Here is a 20804-nt window from a genome sequence, read left to right as displayed (position 1 = left end):
CGCGTGTCTCCCGCCCTAATCCGCCACCGCCGCCAGACGCTGTCTACCGCCCCGCAGCTCCAGCGTGCCTGCCTCATCGACGCTCAGGCTGTCGGGGTCGATCACCACCCCGTACACCGTGCGGGCGCGCTCGACCGAGACCTTGCCCTCAAGCACGTCGAGCCTGACCGCCTCCACGTCACGCTCAAAGGGATCGCCATAGCCGCCCGAACCGTGGACCTTGTGGTAGACCCGGTCGCCGGGCTGGACCTGGAGGTGGACGTGGGCCTGGGGGGTCAGCACGGTCTGCTGGCCGTCCGAGGTGTGGATGTTGACCGCGTCGCCGCCCTGTCCGCCGCCGTCGAGGCCCTCCGAACCGCGCAGGCCGACGGTCCGCAGCAAGACCTCGGCCGGCTTGCGGAAACGCCACTCGCGGTAGACCGACACCGAGCCGCGGTGGCGGCCCGCCCCCTCGGTATCGGGCACAAAACCAAAGCCCTCGATCGTGACCGGATACTCCCGTTCGAGCAGCTCGGCCGGCATCGAGCCATAGCCGCCGCCCATCACCAGCGGTGAGGCACCGTCCACCCCGTCGGCCTGCGGACGGCCGCCCCAGCCACCGAAAAATACGTCCATGAAGGACTGGTACTTGCCGTTGCTGTGGGCGTTGAAATGGAGCATGTCGGCGCCCTCGCCGACCCCGCCGAGCCGACCGGGCAGCGCCTTGGCAATCGCCCGGTAGACCATGTTGCTGAGCGACATCATCAGCGAGGCCCGGCCACCGACCGCCGCCGGATAGCGCGGGTTGAGCAGCGTCCCCTCGGGCACAATGATATCAATCGGCCGGGCAAAGCCGTGGTTGACAATCACATCGGTCGGCAGCAGCGACTTGAAGGGCGCCCGGGTGACGGCCTTGGTCGATACCAGCGGGGCGTTGATCGAGGCGTTGACCTGGGGTGGGCTGGACGACAGATCGAGCGTGGCCCGGTCGCCCTCGATGCGGACGATGACGTCGAGCGGAACCGGCCCGCCGGTGACCTCGTTCTCGTCAACAAACAGCATCTCTTCCCGGTACTCGCCCGACGGGATCTGGCTGATGGCCTGGCGGGTGGTCTGCTCGGCATACTCGACCAGGTGGTCACAGGTGGCGTTCAGCTGCTCGAAGCCGTACTTGTCGATCAGTTTGGTCAGCTGCTCCTGGCCCTTCCAGCAGCTGGCCACCTTGGCGTCAACGTCGCCAACCCACTCCTCGGGCGTGCGCACATTGGCCACGATCAGATCCAGCAGAACATCGTTGCGCTGGCCGGCGTCGTACAGCTTGAGCATCGGAATCCGCACGCCCTCCTCAAAGCTCGACTGGCACAGGCTGGAGATGCCGCCGGCAAAGCGGCCGCCCACATCGGTGTGGTGCGAGTAGGAGATCAGGAAGCCGGCCAGCTCACCCTGCCAGAAGGCCGGCGCAATCAGGGTGATATCGGGCATGTGGGAAATGCCACAGTAGGGGTCGTTGGCAATGATGATATCGCCGGGTTTGAGATCGTCGCCGTGCTTGGCCAGCACATTGTCCATGGTGTCGATGAAGACACACATCTGGTACGGCGAGCCGCCCTCACCCACGACCCGGCCGTGGCGGTCGCACACCGCGGTAGCGAAATCACCGACCTTGCACATGCCGGAACGCCCGGTCCGGTACACGGTCAGGGTCATCTCCTCGGTGATTGCCGCGATCTGGTTGCGGATGACTTCGACGAGGATGGGATCAAACGGTCGGGCCATGGTGCCTCCCTGGCTGCGCGTGACGCCTGCGATCTTCTTGTGGTTGACAGAGGACGCGGCTCAGCCCTCGTTCTCGGGGCCAAAGCGACTTGAATTTCCACTCGCCGCCGACCTTGGCGTACTCGTCGTTATACCAGCCCCGCATCTCCCACTTCTTGCCCTCCTTCAGCAGGTGGACCTCGACGTAGCAGGTGCCGGTGGCCGAGTCGGGACCGGTCAGCTCGATCACGTGGTTGTGAATGAACGGCCGGGGGCCCAGGTCGTTGAGCGCCCCCTCGATCAGACTGCGCAGCTGCTGGCGGCCCTGGCCCCTGGGCAGGCTGGGATCGTCGGTGCCGAAGGTTCCGTCTTCGGTAAACAGCGCGGCGTAGCCGTCGAGATCTTTTTGCCACACACAGTGGCAGTAGCGCTGCGGCAGGGTGCGGATCGCTTCACGATCCAGCACCTCTTGCAGCTGGGGTTCCAGACTGGAGTTTGCCATACTCGGCTCCCCTCTTAGCCCTCGTTCTCGGGACCGCGACTTGAATTTCCACTCGCCGCCGACCTTGGCGTACTCGTCGTTATACCAGCCCCGCATCTCCCACTTCTTGCCCTCGCGCAGCATGTGGACCTCGACGTAGCAGGTGCCGGTGGCGCTGTCCGGGCCGGTCAGCTCAATCACGTGGTTATGAATGAACGGCCGGGGCTGGATGTCGTCCAGGCCGCTGGCAATCATTTTGCGCAGATTGTCCCGGCCCTGGGCGCCCGGCAGGTCGGGGTTGTCAATCGTGAACGAACCGTCCTCGGTGAACAGATTGGCGTAGCCGTCCAGGTCCTTTTGCCACACGCAGTGACAGTACTGCAGCGGCAGGTTACGGATCGCCTCGCGGTCAATCACCTCTTGCATCTGGGTTTCCAGGTCTGCCATAGCTCCCTCCTTGTGGCGTCATTCGAGCCGAGCATAGTCCGACTGAGACGCGAGTGCAATGCTTGACACAGCCGCGTCTAGCCCTCGGCCAGGAACGACGGACTGCCGGTTTTGGCGGTCTGTCCGCCGTCGGCGACAAAGGCCGAACCGGTCACAAACGAGGCCAGATCCGAGGCCAGGAAGAGCACCACGTTGGCGATTTCTTCGGGCTCGCCCAGCCGGCCGATCGGAATCGCGGCGTCGAACTTGTCCTGAAAGCCGGCGATCTCCAGAGCCGGCGCGATCAGCGGCGTGTTGATCGCGCCCGGACACACACAGTTGGCCCGAATCCCGTTGCGGGCATACTCAACGGCCACCACCCGGGTCAGGTTGATGACCCCGGCCTTGGCCGCATTATAGGCGGCAATGCCGTAGTCGGCGTACAGGCCCGAGATCGAGGCGGTGTTGACAATCGCGCCGCCGCCGTTTTTGCGCATCTCGGGAATGGCGCGCTTCATGGCCTGAAAGACGGCGGTCAGGCCCAGCTCCAGGGTCTTATCCCAGACCTGATCGTCAAGCTCGCCGGTCCGGGCCGCAAAGCGGTCGTCACCCGGCATGCCAAAGGCGTTGTTATGCAAAAAATCGAGGCGGCCAAACTCACCGACGGTGCGGGAGATCATGGCGTCGATATCGGCCTGTGTGGTCACGTCGGCAACCAGCGCCAGCGCCTTGCCACCGCTGGCGCCGATTTCAGCCGCAACCTGTTCGGCTCCCTCCGGGTTGATATCGGCCACCACGACCGTTCCCCCGCGCTGGGCAAAGCCCAGCGCAGTAGCACGACCAATGCCTGAGGCGGCGCCGGTGACCAGACCGACCTTTGCGTCAAAATTCATGTTGCTCTCCTGTCAAAAAGAAATCAGGCGCCGGGCGGCGCCTGAGTGGGTTGAGACCGCGTCGGCGGTCGGCTCAGTCCAGATTGAAGATACGCGCCGCGTTGTCCCACAACAGCTTGCGCTTGGACACCTCGGGAATCGGCTGCTCAAGCATGGCTTGGACACCCCACGGATAGGTGCCGTCGGGGTGCGGGTAGTCGGAGTCCCAGGTGAAGTTGTCGTCGCCGACCAGTTCGACCGCAGCCTTCATGGTCGGTTCGTCGCCCCGGAAGGCCACGCACACGTTGGTCTTGAAGTAGTCGGTCGGCCGGCGGGTCAGGTACTCGTGCTCGGCGTTGCCGCTGAAGCTCCAGTGCTGCTCCATGCGCTGGAGCCAGTACGGGGTCCAGCCGCCGTCTCCCTCGACATGGATCACTTTCAGATTCGGGAACTTCTCAAAGATGCCGAACCAGATCAGCCCGGCCATGGCCGCCATGGCCTCAAACGGGTGTGACAGAATATGGCCGCTGGTATGGGTGTCCATCCGGTCGCCGAACGACGGGACCGAGGCCGAGGCCGAATCGTGGGTCGAGATGGGTTTGCCGATCTTCTCGATCTCGGCCCACAGCGGATGGTAGTCTTCGTGCCACAGGGTCCGGCCTCGGACCGGATTGGGCCGCATGTAGTAGCTGACACAGCCGGCTTCGGCGGCCCGGTGGGCCTCTGTGATCGCCTCCCCGACATCTTGCATGGGCAGAGCCGCAGCCCAGCGCAGACGCTCCGGCGCCAGCGAGGTATAGTCGGTCGCCCAGTTGTTGTAGGCGCGCACACAGGCGGCCAGGAGCTTGGTATCGCGGAACTCGCGGCCCAGCATCTGGCCGGTATAGGTCGGGTACAGAATCTGCACGTCAACCCCGTGTTCGTCCATATCGTCGAGCCGGCTCTGGGGACTGAACTCGGTCTGCCGGGCTTTATCAAAGCGGTCCATGGCCTTGGTCGCAGCTTTGAGAAATGCCTTGGCCGCCATCGGATACTTGCCCTTCTCGCGGGTGAAGGACTCGCCCTCAACCAGAAAGGCCCGGCGGCCCGATCCCGGCGCCTCGCCCATCCGGGGCCCCTGTGATTTGTAGGCGTCCTCCATATGCCGGTCCCACAGCCACGTCGGTTCCATCATATGCGAATCGGTATCGACAATTTTGAATCCATCGCGCATCGTCGTTCCTCCGTTTTGGGTAGTGTGTCATTCATACGCGTTTTCAGGGGGGCTTGTCACCACCGTCTCTAGGTAATGAGGCGCAGCAGCCGCCTGTCCTCGAGGTGGCGCTCCAGCACCTCTTCCAGGCTGCCTGCGGTTTGCCAGGCCGCGCACTTCAGGTGGCGCTTGGCGGCCGGCAGGTGCAGATAGCGTACCGCCTCCCGAAACCCGGCCCCGCCGACCACGTTGAGCCGGGGTCCGACCAGGCAACCCCGCATGCACGAGGTCTCCCGTACCCGAACCTGATCGCCCAGCCCCTTCTCTCCAACCAGCTGGCGCAAGGCTCGGGCCAGGGCCGGGCCGTTCAGCTCGTGGGCCGTCCGGTCGGCGGGGCGAAGCTTCAGCCGGACGCGGTTGTGGCTACAGTGCAGATGGGTGCACAGGTAGAAGTCGATACGATCAGACGCGGTGTCGGTGTTCATGTCTGGAGTCCCTGCCGCCCCTCACAGATTAGAGATTACAGATTATAGGTCACAGATTGTAGATTCTGGCTACATTCTCGCCCAGGATCAGCCGTTGGTCCTCGTCCGACAGGCTGGAGACCGCCTGTTTGGTCTCTTCGACCGCAGCCGGGCTGGCGTCAAAGTGGGGGAAGTCCGAGGCCCAGATGAACTTATCGGCCCCGCAGTGCTTGACCACGTCGGGGATCGTCGTTTCGTCGGGATCGAAAGAGATCCAACACTGGCGCCGAAAGTACTCGCTCGGATACTCCTTGAGGCCGGTCTTCCAGCTCAGCAGCTTGTGTTTGGCGTCGAGGCGCTCCAGAAAGTGGGCGATCCAGCCGCCGCCGGTTTCGAGCAGCAGCACCTTGAGGCGTGGAAAGCGGTCAAACACCGCCCCCTGACACAGGGCGGCAAAGGCCGCCTGCACGTCAAACATGACCACGCTGAAACGGTAGCCGTGGAGCGGACTCGACACTGCGGTGACCGACTCGTTCATCTTCCACTGGTGGCCGAGGAAGTATTCGTTCAAAGAGACGTGGAAGCCGATCGGCATGTCGGCCTCTTGCAGGGCGGCCCAGAACGGGTCGTAGGCGCGATCCCAGTACGGAATCTGGCTGGGCGGAGCCGCGCGCATAAACGCCCCCCTGACGCCCAGCTTGGCCACCCGCCGGACTTCCTTGACCCCCTCGTCAATGTCGAGCAGCGAGATATGGGCGACCGGGATCAAGCGCCGCGGGTCGGCGCTACAGAAATCAATCACCCAGTTGTTATAGGCCCGGGCATAGGCGGCGGCCAGGGCGGCTTCTTTCACCTCGACCTCCCAGGTCAGGCCCAGCGAGGGAAAGATGGCGGCCGCATCCACGCCTTCCTCATCCATGTAGCTGAGGCGGGCGGTCGGCTCATAGGCGCCCCTGGGACCGTCGAAGTAGCTGAAGCTGCCCGAGGTGGCGATCTCCTGGTAGGGCTGACCGATTCCCCCCACCGCCGGTCCGACGCCGCGCAGGTTGGCCGAGGGACGGCCGTCGATCACGAAGTACTCGACGCCGTCGCGGTCTTTTTCCATGCGGATAGCCCGGTCTTTATACTTGCCCTCCAGGTAGCGCTGCCACAGGTCGGGCGGTTCGAGGATATGTCCGTCGGCGTCAATCACTTTTCCGGCTGCCATCGCTCATCCCTCCTTATGCGTGAAGCCGTGCGCCCTCAGCCCTTGGGCAGGCCGAGCACCCGCTCGCCAATGATGTTGTGCTGAATCTCGTTGGTGCCGGCCGCAATCGTGCTGCGCCGCGCAGCCAGCATGCGGTGTGACCATTTGCCGCGGTCAATGGCCTGGTCGGCCTGGTATTCAAACTGGCTGTAGGGTCCCAGCAGCTCCATGGCAAACTCCTGCATGCGGTGGTTCAGGGTGCTGGTGCCGAGCTTCATCATCGACCCCTCGGGTCCGGGCGGCTGGCCCTGCAACTGGCGGGTCAGCTGGCGGAAGCTAGTGTACTTCAGCGCCGAGGCCTCGCAGGCAAAACCGGCGATCCGTTGGCGCACATAGCTGTCCTGCCAGGCCGGTCGGCCGTGGCGTTCGACCTGTTTGGCCAGGCTGATGAGCTGCTCGACCTCGACCATCATGTCGGTCCGCCCGCCATGAATGGTGCGCTCGAACATCATGTTGGTGATGGCCACCATCCAGCCCCGGTTTTTCTCACCGACCAGGTTGGCCATGGGCACCTGGACATCCTCGAAAAACACCTGGTTGAAGCCGTGCTCGCCGGTGATCTGGACCAGCGGGCGGACTGTGATGCCCGGGCTTTTCATATCGACCAGCAGATAGCTGAGGCCCTTATGCTTGGGCACGTCGGGATCGGTCCGGCACAGCAGCGTGGTGTAGTCGGCGTGGTGGGCGTTCGAGGTCCAGACCTTGGCGCCGTTGACCAGGAAGTGGTCGCCCTGGTCAATCGCCCGGGTCTCGACCGCCGCCAGATCAGAGCCGTGGTTGGGCTCCGACAAGCCCTGGCACCAGATTTCCTCGGCCGGCGGAATCTTGGGAATGAAACGCTGCTTCTGCTCGGGCGTGCCCCACTGCATCAGCGTCGGTCCGACCCGGGCGATACCCTGAAAATTGACCGTGGGCGGCGCTTTGGCCCGATCAAGCTCTTCGTGGTAAATGACCTGCTCGATCAGACTGGCCCCGCGTCCGCCGTATTCCTCGGGCCAGTGAATACACATCCAGCCCCCGTCGTACAGCTTGCGGTGCCAGGCCCGGCGGCGTTCAAACTCCTCCTTGGAATCCGGGTCGTGCAACTCGCCGTCGTCGCGCCAGTCACGCGGGATGTTGGCCTCAAGCCAGCTCCGAAACTCCCGACGAAAGACCTCTTCCTGTGGGCTAAAACTGAAATCCATGCCTGTGCCCTTTCTTGTCTGCTGCCGGGTGCGCTCAGTCCTGACTGTCCGCCAACTCGGCCAACAGCTCGTCCAGGTCCAGGCTGCCGCGGCTGGCCTGAAGATTGCCCTGGGCGTCACGGGGCCAGCTGTCGGGCGGCCGGTCGACCGACAGCTCGACCCCGTTGCCATCCGGGTCGGCCAGATAGATGGACTCGGACACGCCGTGGTCGGAGGTGCTCTGCAGCGGGTAGTCGGCCTGACGCAAGGCCCGGACCGTGCGGGCCAGCTCCTGCCGGTTGGGGTAGAGAATGGCGAAGTGATACAGCCCGGTATGGCCGGGCGGGGGCGGACTCGCCTCCGGTCCGGCCCAGGTGTTGAGCGCCAGGTGGTGGTGGTAGCCGCCGGCGGATAGAAACACGGCCGAGTCCCCGTAGCGCATGGTCACCTCAAAGCCCAACAGATCACGGTAAAAGGCGAGTGAGCGCTCCAGGTCGGTCACCGTCAGATGGATATGACCGATCTGGGTCTGGGGGTGAATCGGCTTGGACGACGCGGTCGCTTGGTGTGTCATACACCCTCCCTCCTTTGCTGGTCGGGCATCAGCCGTTTTTGAACGCTCCCTCACTATCCAGCTGAGCCAGGATCTGCATCCACAGGCCCAGGGTGATGCCGCCGCCGGGGATGGCTGCGGACTGGCCGGCCTCGAACAGTTCGCGCTTGGTCGCCCCGTGCTCGATTGCCCGTTTGAGGTGGGCCACCGCGCCTTCCCGTCGGCCCGAGAAGACCAGGACGGCGCTCATGACCATCTCCCGATACTTGACGGCCAGGGCCTGCCCCTCCCCGGTGCCCTTCTCGCCATAGGCTCTGAAGGCTTTCGAGTAGTCGGGGTCTTGTTGCTCCATCCAGTCCAGAAAGGCGTACAGTTTCGGGTCGGCCTCGGCGTAGGAACTTGTTGCCGCTCTTTGTGCTGCGTTGCCAGATTCGCTCATGCCGTCCTCCTTTTTCTCTGGCCATAGCATCTTGGGCTGCCATGGCCAAGGGATTCGCCAGTCGGGATGTGATGATGGAACAGTGAGGTGACGGATGAGAGCTTGACAGTTGGGGCTCAGTCCCGCCGATGGAGCTGAAAGCCAGCTTCGGAGCGACTTGAATGACACCATCATTGAGGCCGTACAGAAAGGCAGACTCACCCATCAGCAAGTCGCAAAACTCGCCCGCACCTCCCGGTCGTGCATAACAGCGTTCATCCTCTATGCTCAAGCGGCTTGACATTCTATAGAGCACTCACTTAGGTAGACTGTCAGGTGATCAACAATGAAACTCCGCAAGCTCAGTCTCGAACGATACAAAGGCTATGCTGAACTGACCGAGCTGGAACTCGCCCCTTTGACCATTCTCGTGGGCGCGAATAACGCGGGTAAGACAGCACTAGCCAAGGCGATCCAGCTATTTGCGGGCGGCGTGGCTCCTTCAGAGAATGACACGTTGGAGCCGTTTCCGTTGAAGTCTGGAGGAATCCAACATGGGGAGACCTTCGAGGATTTGGTGACCGGGCGTACCGTTCACGGTCGGCTATACTTGTCCGCAACCTTAGCGGATAACGGCACTGAATTGTCGCTTTCGGCCACCGTTACGAACGTTGTAGCACCGTCTCATCCGTCCGAGCGTCAGATTTCAAAGTGGAGCCTTATCAGTGACGGCCAGAAGGTCGCAGTGGAAAGGCAAGGGTTCGATAGAGGAGCCCTCTACAATGTCTGTGTCTCGGGAAGAGCGCAGGAATCGCGACAGATCGGTTGGCGAGGACTGATCCCCGAGCAGCCGAACAATCTTGCAGATTGGGTTGGTGCGTCAGCCAAAGGCCTCAAGGCTTGGGCTTCAGGCGTTCGCCATTTGCAGTGCCCACGTCGCCTCATTCCATCGCCCTTCACTCCGATAGAACATTCGCCTACAGAGCTTGGGCCAAACGGGCAGAATACGCCCTTAGCTCTAGCGGCGGACGACGAGTTGAGAGAATCGGTTCGCGAGTGGTATCGCATCACCTTCGGTGTGAGTCTCGATGTGGTAGCACAGGGCAGTTACTCTGAACTCGTAGTCCCAGCGCCTGCCCGCTCCACCGATGTACGCCTCTTGCAATCCGGCCGAGGGCTTTCGCATGTTCTCCCGGTTGTGGTCATGGCACTCACGGCTCGCAAGGCAGGCCAGGGTATCGATGTCATCGAACACCCCGAAGCCGAGCTCCATCCAGCGGCTCACGCGGATGTCGCACAACTCTTGCTCGAGAACCTTAGCCCCATGCGGCCCATGGTTATCGAGACTCACTCGGAAATGATGCTGCTTCGCACAAGACGCTGGATCGCGGAAGGACGACTGCCGGCCGAGAACGTGTTGATTTACTGGATTGACACGGAACCAGGACACGGCTCTATTCTGCGGAAAATCAAAATCAACGAGAACGGCGAGATGGATAGCTGGCCAGAAGGCGTCTTCATCGAAGACTATGACGAGATTCTTGCTATCCGCCGTGCCAGCCGGCCGAAGGAATGAGCTTGGTGCGCATCGAGATTGACCCCAGTGCAGCGAACAACCCGGACGCTCATCAGCAGTTGGATCGCATTATCTACAGGATCGAGGATGGCTGGCACGTGTGGGACACGACCAGTCTGCCAAATCCCGACATAATTGAAACCACGTCTTGGATTCGTGACCGTGGATCTCAAGGTGATTGGGTACACGAGATGTTCGTCAGGTCGATTCAGCGCGATGCGTGGACCTCCGCTCCACACGGAAGACGCGTGCGAGTGACAGCGCATCCAAATGGAACGGATGAACTCAGCCCCGAGAATGCTTTCCGCCTTGCTGACGAACCCCTCCAGATTTTAGTGGAGGAGCGGGGCAGCGATGGCGCTTTCGTAAAACGCGTCGTGATGGAGCTTGATAAATCTCTTCATAAGCTTTGGCGTCAGCCAGGAGAGCCGATCCGATTTGACAGCCGGGGCGGCAAGGGAAAAATGCTGGAACATGTTGAGCGCCTGATGCTGGGAAAGCCCTATCGACCGCGATTGGTCGTTATTGTCGATAGCGACCGGAAGGGTCCGGAGGATACGGAAAGCCATACGGCTCGGGCACTACGTACCGAATGCGAGAAGTGGAGTGTTCCATGCTGGGTCCTCGCCAAACGAGAAGCCGAGAATTACCTCCCCCGAATCCTTCTTAGTCAGAGAAAAGACGTAGGAGCAGACCACGCTCAATTGGTTGAAGCCTGGGACAGCCTCACCGACGATCAAAAGAATTTCTTCGATATGAAGGATGGCTGGTCGAAAAATCCTGTCCGCCTGAGCAGGAACTGTTTGCTGGCCTGTCGCCGGCCGACCGAGAGGGCCTCTCCAAAGGATTCGGGAAGAATGTCTACAAATGCTGGACCCTCTGGGAGGGGCAAGCTAAGAACGAACTGCTCGACCGTGGACAAGGTGACCTTGAGCGCGGCATCGAGATAATTCGGAAGGAAGTATAGAAACATGTCCGACGGTCAGCCCTCTCGCACCATAGTCTCCCCCGAGGTTATTTTTCTGGGCCACCTTGTCGAACGCATTATGGCCGGGAAAATCCGCGTTCCAAGGTTTCAACGCCCCTTCGTCTGGAAACAGGCAGACCTGCACGCTCTGCTCGACAGCGTACTACGCGGTTTTCCGATTGGATCCATCCTCGTCTGGGAGACAGAGCAACCTGTCGAGACCACCGAATACGTCGGTCCCGTCGCGGTTAGTCGGGAGCCGGGTGGTGTGGTTGGATATCTACTTGACGGCCAACAACGGGTATCGACTCTTGTCGGCACGCTTCAGTTACCCGACGGGGAGAAGTCCATCATACACGACGTGGAATGGTGCGTGTACTGTGACCTCGACAACGGAGACTTTCTCCGGGAGCCTACGGGTGGAGTGAAGCCGCACCACTTCCCCGTAAGGAGCCTGCTTAACACAGCCGGATTCTTTGCCGCGTGCCACAACATCAGCTCGAAAGTTGATGACGAGAATATGGCCAAACGCTGGCTCGACCAAGCCGACCGTCTGGCGAACGCATTCCGAAACTATCAGATTCCCCTCGTTCGTATCCGTGAGGCAGACATCGACAGTGCCATAGCAGTCTTCGCCCGACTCAATCGTACTGGACGCAAGATGACCGCCGACCAGATGGTCTCTGCGTTGACTTATCAGGAAGGACAGTTCCATCTTGCCGACAATTTGGACCAGTTTCAGGAAGAGCTTGAGGGAAAAGGGTTCGGAAATCTCGACCGCGTCTTCCTTCTTAGGGCAATACTTGCTGCTCTCGGCCTTGATATCTACGCCAAGGAGTGGGCGAATCTTGTGGTCAAGACGGAGGTCAGAGATAAGCTTCCAGCAGCCTTCGAAGAGGCAAAGAAGGGAATCACAAGGGCGCTCGATTTTCTCAAAGATCTGGGAGTTACCTCTGACCGGTTGCTGCCCTATGGGCTCCAACTTGTGATGCTTGGCGAGTTTTTTCGACTGTGCCCACAACCAGACGCCAATGTAGTCGCATTGCTAAAGCGCTGGTTCTGGGTGACCTCTTTTACCGGCTGGTTTGGCGGAGTGAACACTACGCAAGCCACTCGTGCGCTGAGTGAAATCCGAGACCTTGCTGAAGGTAGGAAGACCGGGGTCAGTGTCGTTGATCTGGACGCACGAGCCCAGGCGTTTCCCGAGCGCTTCGATAGCCGAAGCGCTCGCGTTCGCGCCTTTCTCCTCTACCTTACGTCTCTTCGCCCCCTCTCACTTTGCAACGATGAGGAACACCTCGATCCTGGTTATCTGCTTTCTGCTCGTGGAACCAGGGCAGTAGGCTATGTGACATCGAGCCTAGGGGCAATGACGGACCTTTTCAGCAGTCCCGCGAATCGCATGTTCATAGACGAAGACCAAGTCGGCCAATCATTCACACGCTTGGCTGACTTGGGAGACGACCACTTAATAAAATTGCTACCGACACATGGCTTCCCGATGAGCTCGATCCACCAGTTACAGAGTAATGACCGAGTTAGTCTGATCCAAGAACGGCAGAAGTTCCTGATAGAGGATGAACGGAAATTCATGCGAGAGCGGTCCGTACACCTGCCAACAGCGATGACTGCGGCTAGCGTAGCTGACAGTGAAACGTCAGACGAGGAATAGGCTAATGAGGTGTCGTTCGGCAGCGCCCTACGGGATGGATAAGAGGGAAAAGCCGACCATCCTACCCATCGTTGACACCTCTTTGGCGAAATACTCCGGTCGATTTTTCGCTAGTGGCCCCTTTCCGTCGAGATCTCAAGGTGGGGAGGCGCAGTGCCCACCGCGTGACAACCGGCAATGCTATATGCGCCCCTCTTCCGATTGTCGCGTGTAACGGCGATGCTCAACCGCAACACCAAGGACGTATCGACAGACCTGATGCTGCGCGTCATGGCCGGTTTAGGCTACCGGGCCACCCTGACCTTCTCGCCGGCGGCCTCGGCAGCGGCCTTGTCCTGAATATCCAGCGTCGTCACCCGCCGCAATTCACGCGGGTATTTCGTATCCTCAAAGGGCCGGGCGCGGTGCATGGTCGCCCGGTTGTCGTAGATCACCAGATCACCGACCTTCCACTGATGCCGGTAGACAAACTCCGGGCGGGTGGCGTGCTCAATCAGTTCGAGCAGCAGCAGCCGGCCTTCGGGCAGCGGCCAGTCGATGATCCGTGAGGCGTGGGCGGCAATGTAGAGCGACTTGCGGCCCGAGCGCGGCAGGCTCCGAATCAGAGGATGAACCGCCCCCTTCAGAATCTCTTGCTCTTTTTGTGAGAAGGCAAAGCCCAGGATTTCACGCGAGTGGGCAATCGAGTGGTGCACCCGCAGCCCCTCCAGCCGGGTCTTCAGCTCCGGCGACAAGGCGTCGTAGGCGGCCCGCATATCGGCGTACTCGGTGTCCGCACCGACCGGCGGGATGACCCGGGCAAACAGCATCGAGTAGCGTCCGGGCGGGTCCTGAAACGAGGCGTCGGTGTGCCACAGCCGGTTGCCCAGTCCGTACATGCGCCGCCGGTCGTCGGCCGGCTGGAGCTGCCCGCGGTCGGTCAGGTTTGAGACATCGGCCAGAGCCTCGTTGCCCAAGCGGCTCTTTTTGAGGGCGCTGATGCCGGTTTTGGTGTGCAGCTCGCCATCCAGACGCCGGGCAAAGTCCAGGTGCTCCTCGTCGCTGAAGCGCTGGTCACGGAACACCAGCAGCGCGTAGTCGTCCATGCCGGTCCGAATCGCGGCCAGGGTCTCCGGGTCGTGTACCCGGCGTAGATCAATCGGACCCGCCTCGGCGACAAAATGGGGGTGGAGTTTATGAAACGTCACAGCCATGCCGACCTCCCCTGCTCAGTCCGCTCAGAATGACCGAAACCTACGGTTTTCCCGGCACGGAGTCAACGAACACGCTTACCAGGCATAGCCCCACGCGGTCTGAAACGGTATGATCTAGCGCCAAAAGATCGCACAGGAGGTCATATGGATATCGGAAAAGTCGGGATTTGGTTTTTTCTGGACAGCATGAGCGCGCCGGACAGCGCAGCCTTTGCCCAGTCGGTCGAAAAAGCGGGCTACAAGACACTGTGGATTCCCGAGGCGGTCGGCCGCGAGCCGTTTGCCCACGCGGCCTATCTGCTGAACAACACAGACACGCTCAACCTGGCCACCGGCATTGCCAACATCTGGGCGCGGGACGCCTATACCATGGCTACGGCCACCAATACGGTCGCCGAGCTGTCGGGCGGCCGCTTCGTGCTGGGCATCGGCGTCAGCCATAAGCCGCTCGTCTCCAACCTGCGCGGCCACAGCTATGACAAGCCGTACAGCTACATGAAGGACTACCTGCCCAAGCTCAAGGATGTCTTTTATCAGGCTCCCAAGCCGGCCGAGCCGGCCCCGATCCTGATCGCCGCCCTGCACCCCAAGATGCTGGCTCTGTCGGCCGAACAGGCCCAGGGCACGCATACGTATTTTGTGCCGCCCGAGCATACGGCCAAGGTCCGGGCTCAGATCGGTCCTGAGGCGTGGATCTGCGCCGCCCAGGCCGTCATTCTGGAGAGCGACGCGACCAAGGCCCGCACCGCCGCGCGTCAGTACATGAAGACCTATGTCCCCCGGTTGCCCAACTACACCCGGAATCTGAAGAATCTGGGCTGGCCGGACGAAGCCTTTGAGAACGGCTGCAGCGACGAGCTGGTCGATGCCATTGTGGCTTGGGGAAGCGAGGAGAAGATTCAGGACCGCATCGATGCCCATCTAGGCGCGGGAGCGACGCACGTCTGCCTGCTGCCGATTCGGGCCGATGACGAAGCCCTGCCCGACCCACGCGTCGTTGAGGCCTTTGCCCCGCGCTAGACCAGGTCGGCATGACACCACCGGGCGGGCACAGCGCTCGCCCGGTACCGAGGGTAAACGGCCGAGTGAGGAGTCCCTCTCATGTCAGATTTCTTGACCGAGATAGTTGCTGGAGAACCCTACCACTATCACCCGCTCGGGGACTTTGTCGTACGGGCGGGAGGGGTATGTGAAGGCCGTCCCACTTTCAAATACACACGCATTGAGATCACCGGCACGCTTGAACGGCTGGCAGCTGGAGAACACATAGATGAGATCGTCAAAGGGTATCGCGGTCGTGTCTCCCGAGCCGCAATAATGGAGGCGGTCCGCTTGGTGACGGACCAATTCATTAAGACCCTTCCCCACTTAGAATCTGCCTGATGGACGACAGGAGGGAATGCCATGCAGGGCCTTGAGGGGGTCAGAGTCCTGGAACTCGGCCACATGGTCTCGGCCGCCTACGCGACCAAGCTGATGGCCGACCTGGGCGCCGATGTGGTGAAAATCGAAGAGCCGGACGGGGACCGGGCGCGTCGCCACGGTCCGTTTCCGGACGACATTACGGACCCGGAAAAGAGCGGCCTGTTTCTGGCTCTGAATACCAATAAGCGCGGCCAGACGCTCGACCTGCGCTCAACCCAAGATCGTCACCGCCTGTCCGAACTGGTCGGCTGGGCCGACCTGCTGGTGCATAATTACCCGGCCGCCCAGGCCGAGGCGCTGGGCCTTGACTACCGGGCGTTCCAGGCCATTAACCCGCGTCTCGTCATGTGTGCGGTCACGCCGTTTGGCCTGACCGGACCGTACAAGGATTACACGGCCTACGAACTCACCGTCGCCCACGGCGGCGGCTGGGCCTGGCTCAGCCCGGGCGGTTCCGACCGACCCGACCTGCCGCCGCTCAGAGCCGCCGGTCAGCAGGCCGATTTTCAGGGCGGGCTGGCGGCCGCCACCGCCTGCCTGGCCACCTACTTTCGCGCCCTGCAAACCGGCCGGGGCGAACACATCGACCTGTCTGTCCAGTCCTATGTGGCGTCGTTTCTGGAGCACAACTTTGTCTTCTACACCTATCTGGGCTGGCACACCTCGCGCCTGGGCCGACGCCTGCAAGACCCGTGGAAAATCTTCGCCTGCAAAGACGGTCTCATTTTTCTGGCTGTGGCCGAAGAAGACCAGTGGCAGCGGCTGCAAGAGCTGATGGGCAACCCGGACTGGAGTCGCCAAGACCTGTTCCGCAACGCGGCCAGACGGGCCAGGAACAAAAAAGCGCTCCACCAGCATCTGAACGCCTGGTTTCGGAACTGGAAGGTAGCCGACCTGTTCCGGGCCGGACAGGACAAGCGCATCTGCTTTGCGCCGGTGTTCGATATGGCCCAGCTGGCCGAGCAGGAGCAGCTCAGAGCCCGCAATTTCTTTGTTGAGGTATCCCACCCCAAGGCGGGCCGGCTGACCCACCTGGGTCCGCCCTACCAACTCGGCCGGCCGTGGTGGAAGATCCGTCGTCCGGCCCCGCTGCTGGGCGAGCAGAACGCCGAGCAACTCCAGACCACCGCACCCGCCCAGCCAGTCCAAACCTCGACTCCCCCGGCTCTTCCCCCGGCTCTTCCCCTGGCCGGCGTGCGGGTGGCCGACTTCAGCTGGGTGTGGGCCGGCCCCTTCTGCACCGCCCATCTGGCTCATCTGGGAGCTGAGGTCATCAAGATCGAGTCCCGGGCGCGGCTCGACCTGACCCGGCGTCTGCCGGCCAGCCCCAGGGGCATCAAACCCAGCGCCAACACCAGCGCCGTCTTCAACCAGTGGGCCCAGGCCAAGAAAAGCCTGCGGCTGAACTTCACCACGCCCGAAGGTCGGCGCATTGCCCGCGAGCTGATTCAACGCAGCGACGTGGTGGTCGATAACTTCGCTACCGGGGTGATGGACAGCCTGGGCTTTGGCTACGACGATCTCAAACGGCTCAAACCCGACCTCATCGTCGCCTCCATCTCCGGCTACGGTCATACCGGCCCGCAGAAAAACTACATGGCCTACGGCCCGGCCATCGCCCCGCTGACCGGCCTGTCTTCCCTGACCGGCTATCCGGACGGCCCACCCGCCGAAGTCGGCCTCTCATACGGCGACCCCAACGCCGGCATCAACGCTGCGGTCGCCATCTGTGCCGCCCTGGTCGCCCGCCAGCGAACCGGCGGCGGCCAGTACATCGACGTCTCGCTGTGGGAGGCGGTGGCCGCCCTGCTGCCCGAGGGCTGGATGGCCTACGCCATGAACGGCCAACAGCCCGCCCGGCAGGGCAACCGTGACCCGTGGCTTGCGCCCCATAACTGCTTTCGGTGTGCCGGCGAGGACGAATGGGTGACCATTGCCTGCGGGACCGACCAGGAGTGGCAGGCGCTGTGTCGGGCTATGGACCGGCCAGAACTCCTGCGCGACGCGCGTTTTCTGACTGCGGCCGACCGCAAGGCGCACGAAGACGAACTCGAAGAGCGACTGACGGCCTGGACCTCGCGGCGCGACAAGTGGGACATCACCGAGCGCCTACAGGCGGCCGGAGTGGCGGCCTTTCCGTCAATGAACAGCCACGACCTCGACCGAGACCCCCATCTCACCGAACGCGGATTTTTTGTCCGACTGCCGCATCCCGAGGTCGGCCGCCAGACCCACACCGGCATTCCCTGGCTGCTCAGCAACGCGCCAAACGGGGTGCAGGCTCCCGCGCCGGTGCTCGGACAGCACACCGATGCGGTCATGCGCGACATCCTCGGCTACCCAGACGGGGAGATTGCGCAGCTCAGGGAAGACCGTGTTCTGAGCTGAGTTCGTTCTGAGTTTGGCCTCGAACTTCGACCGCTGAGGTGGTAGGATTCAGCCGCACGCACTAAGGAGGGACGGATGCACTACGACCTGCTGATTCGCAACGGAACGCTTATTGACGGCTCGGGCCTGCCCCGGTTTCGTGCCGATGTGGCCATCGCCCAGGGAAAAATTGCGGCTATCGGCCGTATTCGTGACGGCGCGACACAGGTCATCGACGCCGAGGGCCATGTGGTCAGTCCCGGCTTTGTCGATGGCCACACCCATATGGACGCCCAGGTCTTCTGGGACCCGCTCGGCACCTGTTCGTGCTGGCACGGCATCACCAGCGTAGTCATGGGCAACTGTGGCTTCTCGCTCGCCCCGTGCGCGGAAAAGGACAAACTGCTGGTCATGCGCAACCTGGAGCGGGCCGAGGACATCGCCCCCCAGGCCATGGAAGCCGGCATCCGCTGGAGCTGGACGAGCTTCCCGGAATACCTCGACGCGGTCGAGCGTCTGCCCAAGGGCATCAACTACGCGGCCTATATCGGCCACTCGGCCCTGCGTACCCACGTCATGGGCGAGCGCGCCTTCAGTCAGGAATCCAGCCCGGACGACCTGGCGGCCATGAAGCACGAGGTGCGCAGCGCCATTCAGGCCGGGGCGATCGGCTTTACAACCTCACGGACCAAGAATCATCAGACGCCGGACAACCAGCCGGTCGCCAGCCGCCTGGCCAGCTGGGACGAGGTGCGTCAACTGGTCGGCGTGCTGGGCGAGCAGAACGCCGGGGTGTTCGAGATCGCCAATGAGGACGCCCGGTTCGATCCCGACCGGGTTGACGAGTACATGGGACGGCTCAAGGCCCTGGCCGTCGATACCGGCGTGCCGGTTACCTTCGGCATGTTCAGCAGCCGTCAGGCGCCCAATATGTGGCAGCCCTTCTTTCAGCTGGCCGATGACACGGCGGCGGCCGGCGGGCGGATGTTCATCCAGGTCCACAGCCGTCCGCTGAACGTGATCCTGTCGTTTGAGACGACCACGCCGTTTGACAAGCTGCCGGTGTGGTCCGATTTTCGCAAACTGCCGCTGGCCGAGCAGGAAGCCGGACTGCGCGACCCGGAGCTGCGCGGCCGACTGGTCGCCGCCGTGCGTCAGGCACCGCGGCGGAGCAATACGGGCATCGGAGCCGAAGCCCGGGCGGCGAATTTCAAGTGGCTGTTTGTCATGGACGCGGCAACCCCGCCCTACCGCTCGGTGGCCGAGATTGCCGACGAACGCGGCCAGGATCCGCTTGAGACCTTTCTCGATCTGGCCCTGGAGACACACCTGCAACGCTTTTTCTTACAGCCGCTGGTCAACCACAACCAGGACCACGTGCTGGAGATGATGCGCCATCCCCGCTCGGTCGTCACCTTCTCGGACTCCGGGGCGCACGTGTCGCAGATCATGGACTCCTCGCTCCAGACCCATGTGCTGAGCCACTGGGTCCGCGACAGACAGGCGCTGAGCCTGGAAGAGGCTGTGCACCAGCTGAGCTTTGTGCCGGCCTCGCAGTGGGGTCTGACCGGACGCGGTCTGCTGCGAGAGGGCTGGCAGGCCGATGTGGTGATTTTTGATCCTGCGACGGTCAGCCCCCGACTCCCCCAGGTCACCCACGATCTGCCGGCCGGGGCACGCCGCCTGAAGCAGAAAGCCGACGGTTTTCTGGCCAGCATCGTCAACGGTCAGGTGGTGCTGCGCGACGGCGAGCACACCGGCGCCCTGCCCGGCCAGCTGCTGCGCGGCCCGGCCGGCCGGCGCTGAGTTCAGCCATGACGGGCGGGCGTCCCTGCCCGTCCGTCCGTAGAGCGTCCGATCACGTGCCATGCAGCGCTCCGTCAGCATCGCCTTCCAGACCGACAAGCCTCTTGCCGCCTACGGGTCTCTGGCCAAAGCCGTTGAAGACTTCGGCTTCGGCGGGGTGAGCGTGTACAACGACATGCTGTATCAGCCCGCCTGGCTGCCCCTGCTGGAAATCGCCCGCCACACCACCCGTGTCCGCATCGGCCCTGCGGCGGTCAACCCGTTCACCTGCCACCCCATCAACATTGCCGGCAACATCGCCCTGCTCGACGAGGCCTCACACGGCCGCGCCTACCTGGGCTTGGCGCGGGGAGCCTGGCTGGACTTTGTCGGCGTACACGCCCAGCGGCCGGTGACCGCCCTGCGGGAAGCCTTCGGCTGCATTCGCCACCTGCTCAGCCAATCGTCCGAACCCTATGTCGGACAGGTGTTTTCCCTGGCCGGCGGCGAGGCCCTGCGGTGGAAAATCGCCCGGCCCGATGTGCCCTTTTTGTTGGGGACATGGGGAGTGCAAACCCTGGCGGCCTGCGCCAAACACATCAGCGAGGTCAAACTCGGCGGAACGGCCAATCCGGCTGCGGTGTCTCAGATGCGGAGCGTCCTGAAGAGCAGTGCGACTCACAGCCAACGGAGCACGGACGCCATCGGCCTCGTAGTCGGAGCGGTGACGGTGGTGGACGCGGACGGCAAAGCGGCCCGTGATCTGGCGCGCCGAGAGGCCGCGCTGTATCTGCCGGTTATCGCCGAGCTGGATCGCAGCCTGGCTATCGAGCCGGAGCTGCTGGCCCGCATCAGAACGGCCAGCGATGCCTACGATTTCGAACGGGCCGGCAGCTATATCTCCGATGACTTACTACGACGGGTGGCGTTCGCCGGAACACCCGAGCAGGTGGCGGACCAGGCTGCGGCCGTGTTCGAGGCGGGAGCGCAGCGGGTCGAGTTCGGCACGCCCCACGGCCTGAGCACCGCAGAGGGTCTGCGCTTATTAGGCGAGCGGGTGCTGCCGGCGCTGCGCGATGACTCATAATGAATTGAAACGCCTGGCCGGCCGCAGAGGCGCGAAGGATTTATTCGTCCGTCACACAGCCCTCGGAGGCGTTCTTCACGCTCTTGATATACTTGTACAGCGTCCCGCGCGTCGCCTTGTACGGCGGCATGGTCCACTGTGCCTGACGGCGTGCCATCTCCTCGTCACTGACGGCAACGTCAA

The 20804-nt window shown here is 62.6% G+C and carries 19 protein-coding genes; 8 read left to right on the top strand and 11 right to left on the bottom strand.

What is annotated here, in order from left to right; genetic code table 11:
* Positions 1–15 precede the first annotated feature (15 nt).
* The 9 genes from J4F42_10725 to J4F42_10685 form a co-directional block, all read right to left on the bottom strand.
* Positions 16–1755: a hydantoinase B/oxoprolinase family protein gene (locus J4F42_10725; GenBank protein MCE2485975.1), complete on the bottom strand. Its 1740-nt coding sequence runs from the start codon at positions 1753–1755 to the stop codon at positions 16–18.
* Positions 1739–2662, bottom strand: coding sequence for a nuclear transport factor 2 family protein (locus J4F42_10720; protein MCE2485974.1), 924 nt, complete (start codon positions 2660–2662; stop codon positions 1739–1741). Before J4F42_10720 ends, J4F42_10725 begins: the two co-directional genes overlap by 17 nt.
* 77 nt (positions 2663–2739) lie before the next feature.
* Positions 2740–3534 carry an SDR family oxidoreductase gene (locus J4F42_10715; GenBank protein ID MCE2485973.1) on the bottom strand — a complete coding sequence of 265 codons (795 nt, stop codon included), beginning with the start codon at positions 3532–3534 and terminating at the stop codon, positions 2740–2742.
* 73 nt (positions 3535–3607) lie between these two features.
* Complete coding sequence (locus J4F42_10710) at positions 3608–4726, bottom strand: amidohydrolase (protein MCE2485972.1); 1119 nt, start codon at positions 4724–4726, stop codon at positions 3608–3610.
* Between the two features lie 68 nt (positions 4727–4794).
* Positions 4795–5190: a (2Fe-2S) ferredoxin domain-containing protein gene (locus J4F42_10705; protein ID MCE2485971.1), complete on the bottom strand. Its 396-nt coding sequence runs from the start codon at positions 5188–5190 to the stop codon at positions 4795–4797.
* A gap of 49 nt (positions 5191–5239) precedes the next feature.
* A complete protein-coding gene (locus tag J4F42_10700) occupies positions 5240–6376 on the bottom strand; it encodes an amidohydrolase (GenBank protein ID MCE2485970.1) in 1137 nt (378 codons plus the stop codon).
* A 35-nt stretch (positions 6377–6411) separates the two neighbouring features.
* A complete protein-coding gene (locus tag J4F42_10695; GenBank protein ID MCE2485969.1) occupies positions 6412–7599 on the bottom strand; it encodes an acyl-CoA dehydrogenase family protein in 1188 nt (395 codons plus the stop codon).
* Between the two features lie 34 nt (positions 7600–7633).
* Positions 7634–8152 (bottom strand): VOC family protein, encoded by a 519-nt coding sequence (locus J4F42_10690; GenBank protein ID MCE2485968.1) that lies wholly within the window; start codon positions 8150–8152, stop codon positions 7634–7636.
* 28 nt (positions 8153–8180) lie between these two features.
* The gene (locus J4F42_10685; GenBank protein ID MCE2485967.1) at positions 8181–8570 is read right to left on the bottom strand and encodes a carboxymuconolactone decarboxylase family protein; all 390 of its coding nucleotides are present in this window, start codon (positions 8568–8570) and stop codon (positions 8181–8183) included.
* Between the two features lie 325 nt (positions 8571–8895).
* On the opposite strand from J4F42_10685, the gene J4F42_10680 reads away from it, so the two are divergent.
* Genes J4F42_10680 through J4F42_10670 form a run of 3 tightly spaced genes read left to right on the top strand, consistent with a single transcriptional unit; the run spans position 8896 to position 12764 of the window.
* Positions 8896–10125 (top strand): DUF3696 domain-containing protein, encoded by a 1230-nt coding sequence (locus tag J4F42_10680; protein MCE2485966.1) that lies wholly within the window; start codon positions 8896–8898, stop codon positions 10123–10125.
* 5 nt (positions 10126–10130) lie between these two features.
* Positions 10131–11075 carry a hypothetical protein gene (locus tag J4F42_10675; protein ID MCE2485965.1) on the top strand — a complete coding sequence of 315 codons (945 nt, stop codon included), beginning with the start codon at positions 10131–10133 and terminating at the stop codon, positions 11073–11075.
* Positions 11076–11096: 21 nt separating this feature from the next.
* The gene (locus J4F42_10670; protein MCE2485964.1) at positions 11097–12764 is read left to right on the top strand and encodes a DUF262 domain-containing protein; all 1668 of its coding nucleotides are present in this window, start codon (positions 11097–11099) and stop codon (positions 12762–12764) included.
* Between the two features lie 284 nt (positions 12765–13048).
* On the opposite strand, the gene J4F42_10665 is transcribed toward J4F42_10670, so the two are convergent.
* On the bottom strand, positions 13049–13957 hold the full coding sequence (locus J4F42_10665; GenBank protein ID MCE2485963.1) for a TauD/TfdA family dioxygenase: 909 nt from the start codon (positions 13955–13957) through the stop codon (positions 13049–13051).
* Positions 13958–14101: 144 nt separating this feature from the next.
* On the opposite strand from J4F42_10665, the gene J4F42_10660 reads away from it, so the two are divergent.
* The 5 genes from J4F42_10660 (at position 14102) to J4F42_10640 (ending at position 20621) form a co-directional block, all read left to right on the top strand.
* Positions 14102–14977, top strand: coding sequence for a TIGR03620 family F420-dependent LLM class oxidoreductase (locus tag J4F42_10660; GenBank protein ID MCE2485962.1), 876 nt, complete (start codon positions 14102–14104; stop codon positions 14975–14977).
* Between the two features lie 81 nt (positions 14978–15058).
* A complete protein-coding gene (locus J4F42_10655; protein MCE2485961.1) occupies positions 15059–15340 on the top strand; it encodes a DUF433 domain-containing protein in 282 nt (93 codons plus the stop codon).
* Between the two features lie 21 nt (positions 15341–15361).
* Entirely contained in the window at positions 15362–17770 is a 2409-nt protein-coding gene (locus J4F42_10650) for a CoA transferase (protein ID MCE2485960.1), read from the top strand.
* A gap of 75 nt (positions 17771–17845) precedes the next feature.
* Positions 17846–19555 (top strand): amidohydrolase family protein, encoded by a 1710-nt coding sequence (locus J4F42_10645; protein ID MCE2485959.1) that lies wholly within the window; start codon positions 17846–17848, stop codon positions 19553–19555.
* 61 nt (positions 19556–19616) lie between these two features.
* Positions 19617–20621: an LLM class flavin-dependent oxidoreductase gene (locus tag J4F42_10640; GenBank protein MCE2485958.1), complete on the top strand. Its 1005-nt coding sequence runs from the start codon at positions 19617–19619 to the stop codon at positions 20619–20621.
* Positions 20622–20661: 40 nt separating this feature from the next.
* Here the strand turns inward: J4F42_10640 and J4F42_10635 are convergent.
* On the bottom strand, positions 20662–20804 hold a 143-nt coding region (locus J4F42_10635), incomplete at its 5' end, for a dihydroxy-acid dehydratase (protein ID MCE2485957.1).

It is taken from the genome of Desulfurellaceae bacterium (genome assembly GCA_021296095.1).
GTDB lineage: Bacteria > Desulfobacterota > Binatia > Bin18 > Bin18 > JAAXHF01.
Note: the sequence above shows the minus strand (reverse complement) of the source record. Positions and strands in the feature narration are given on the sequence as shown.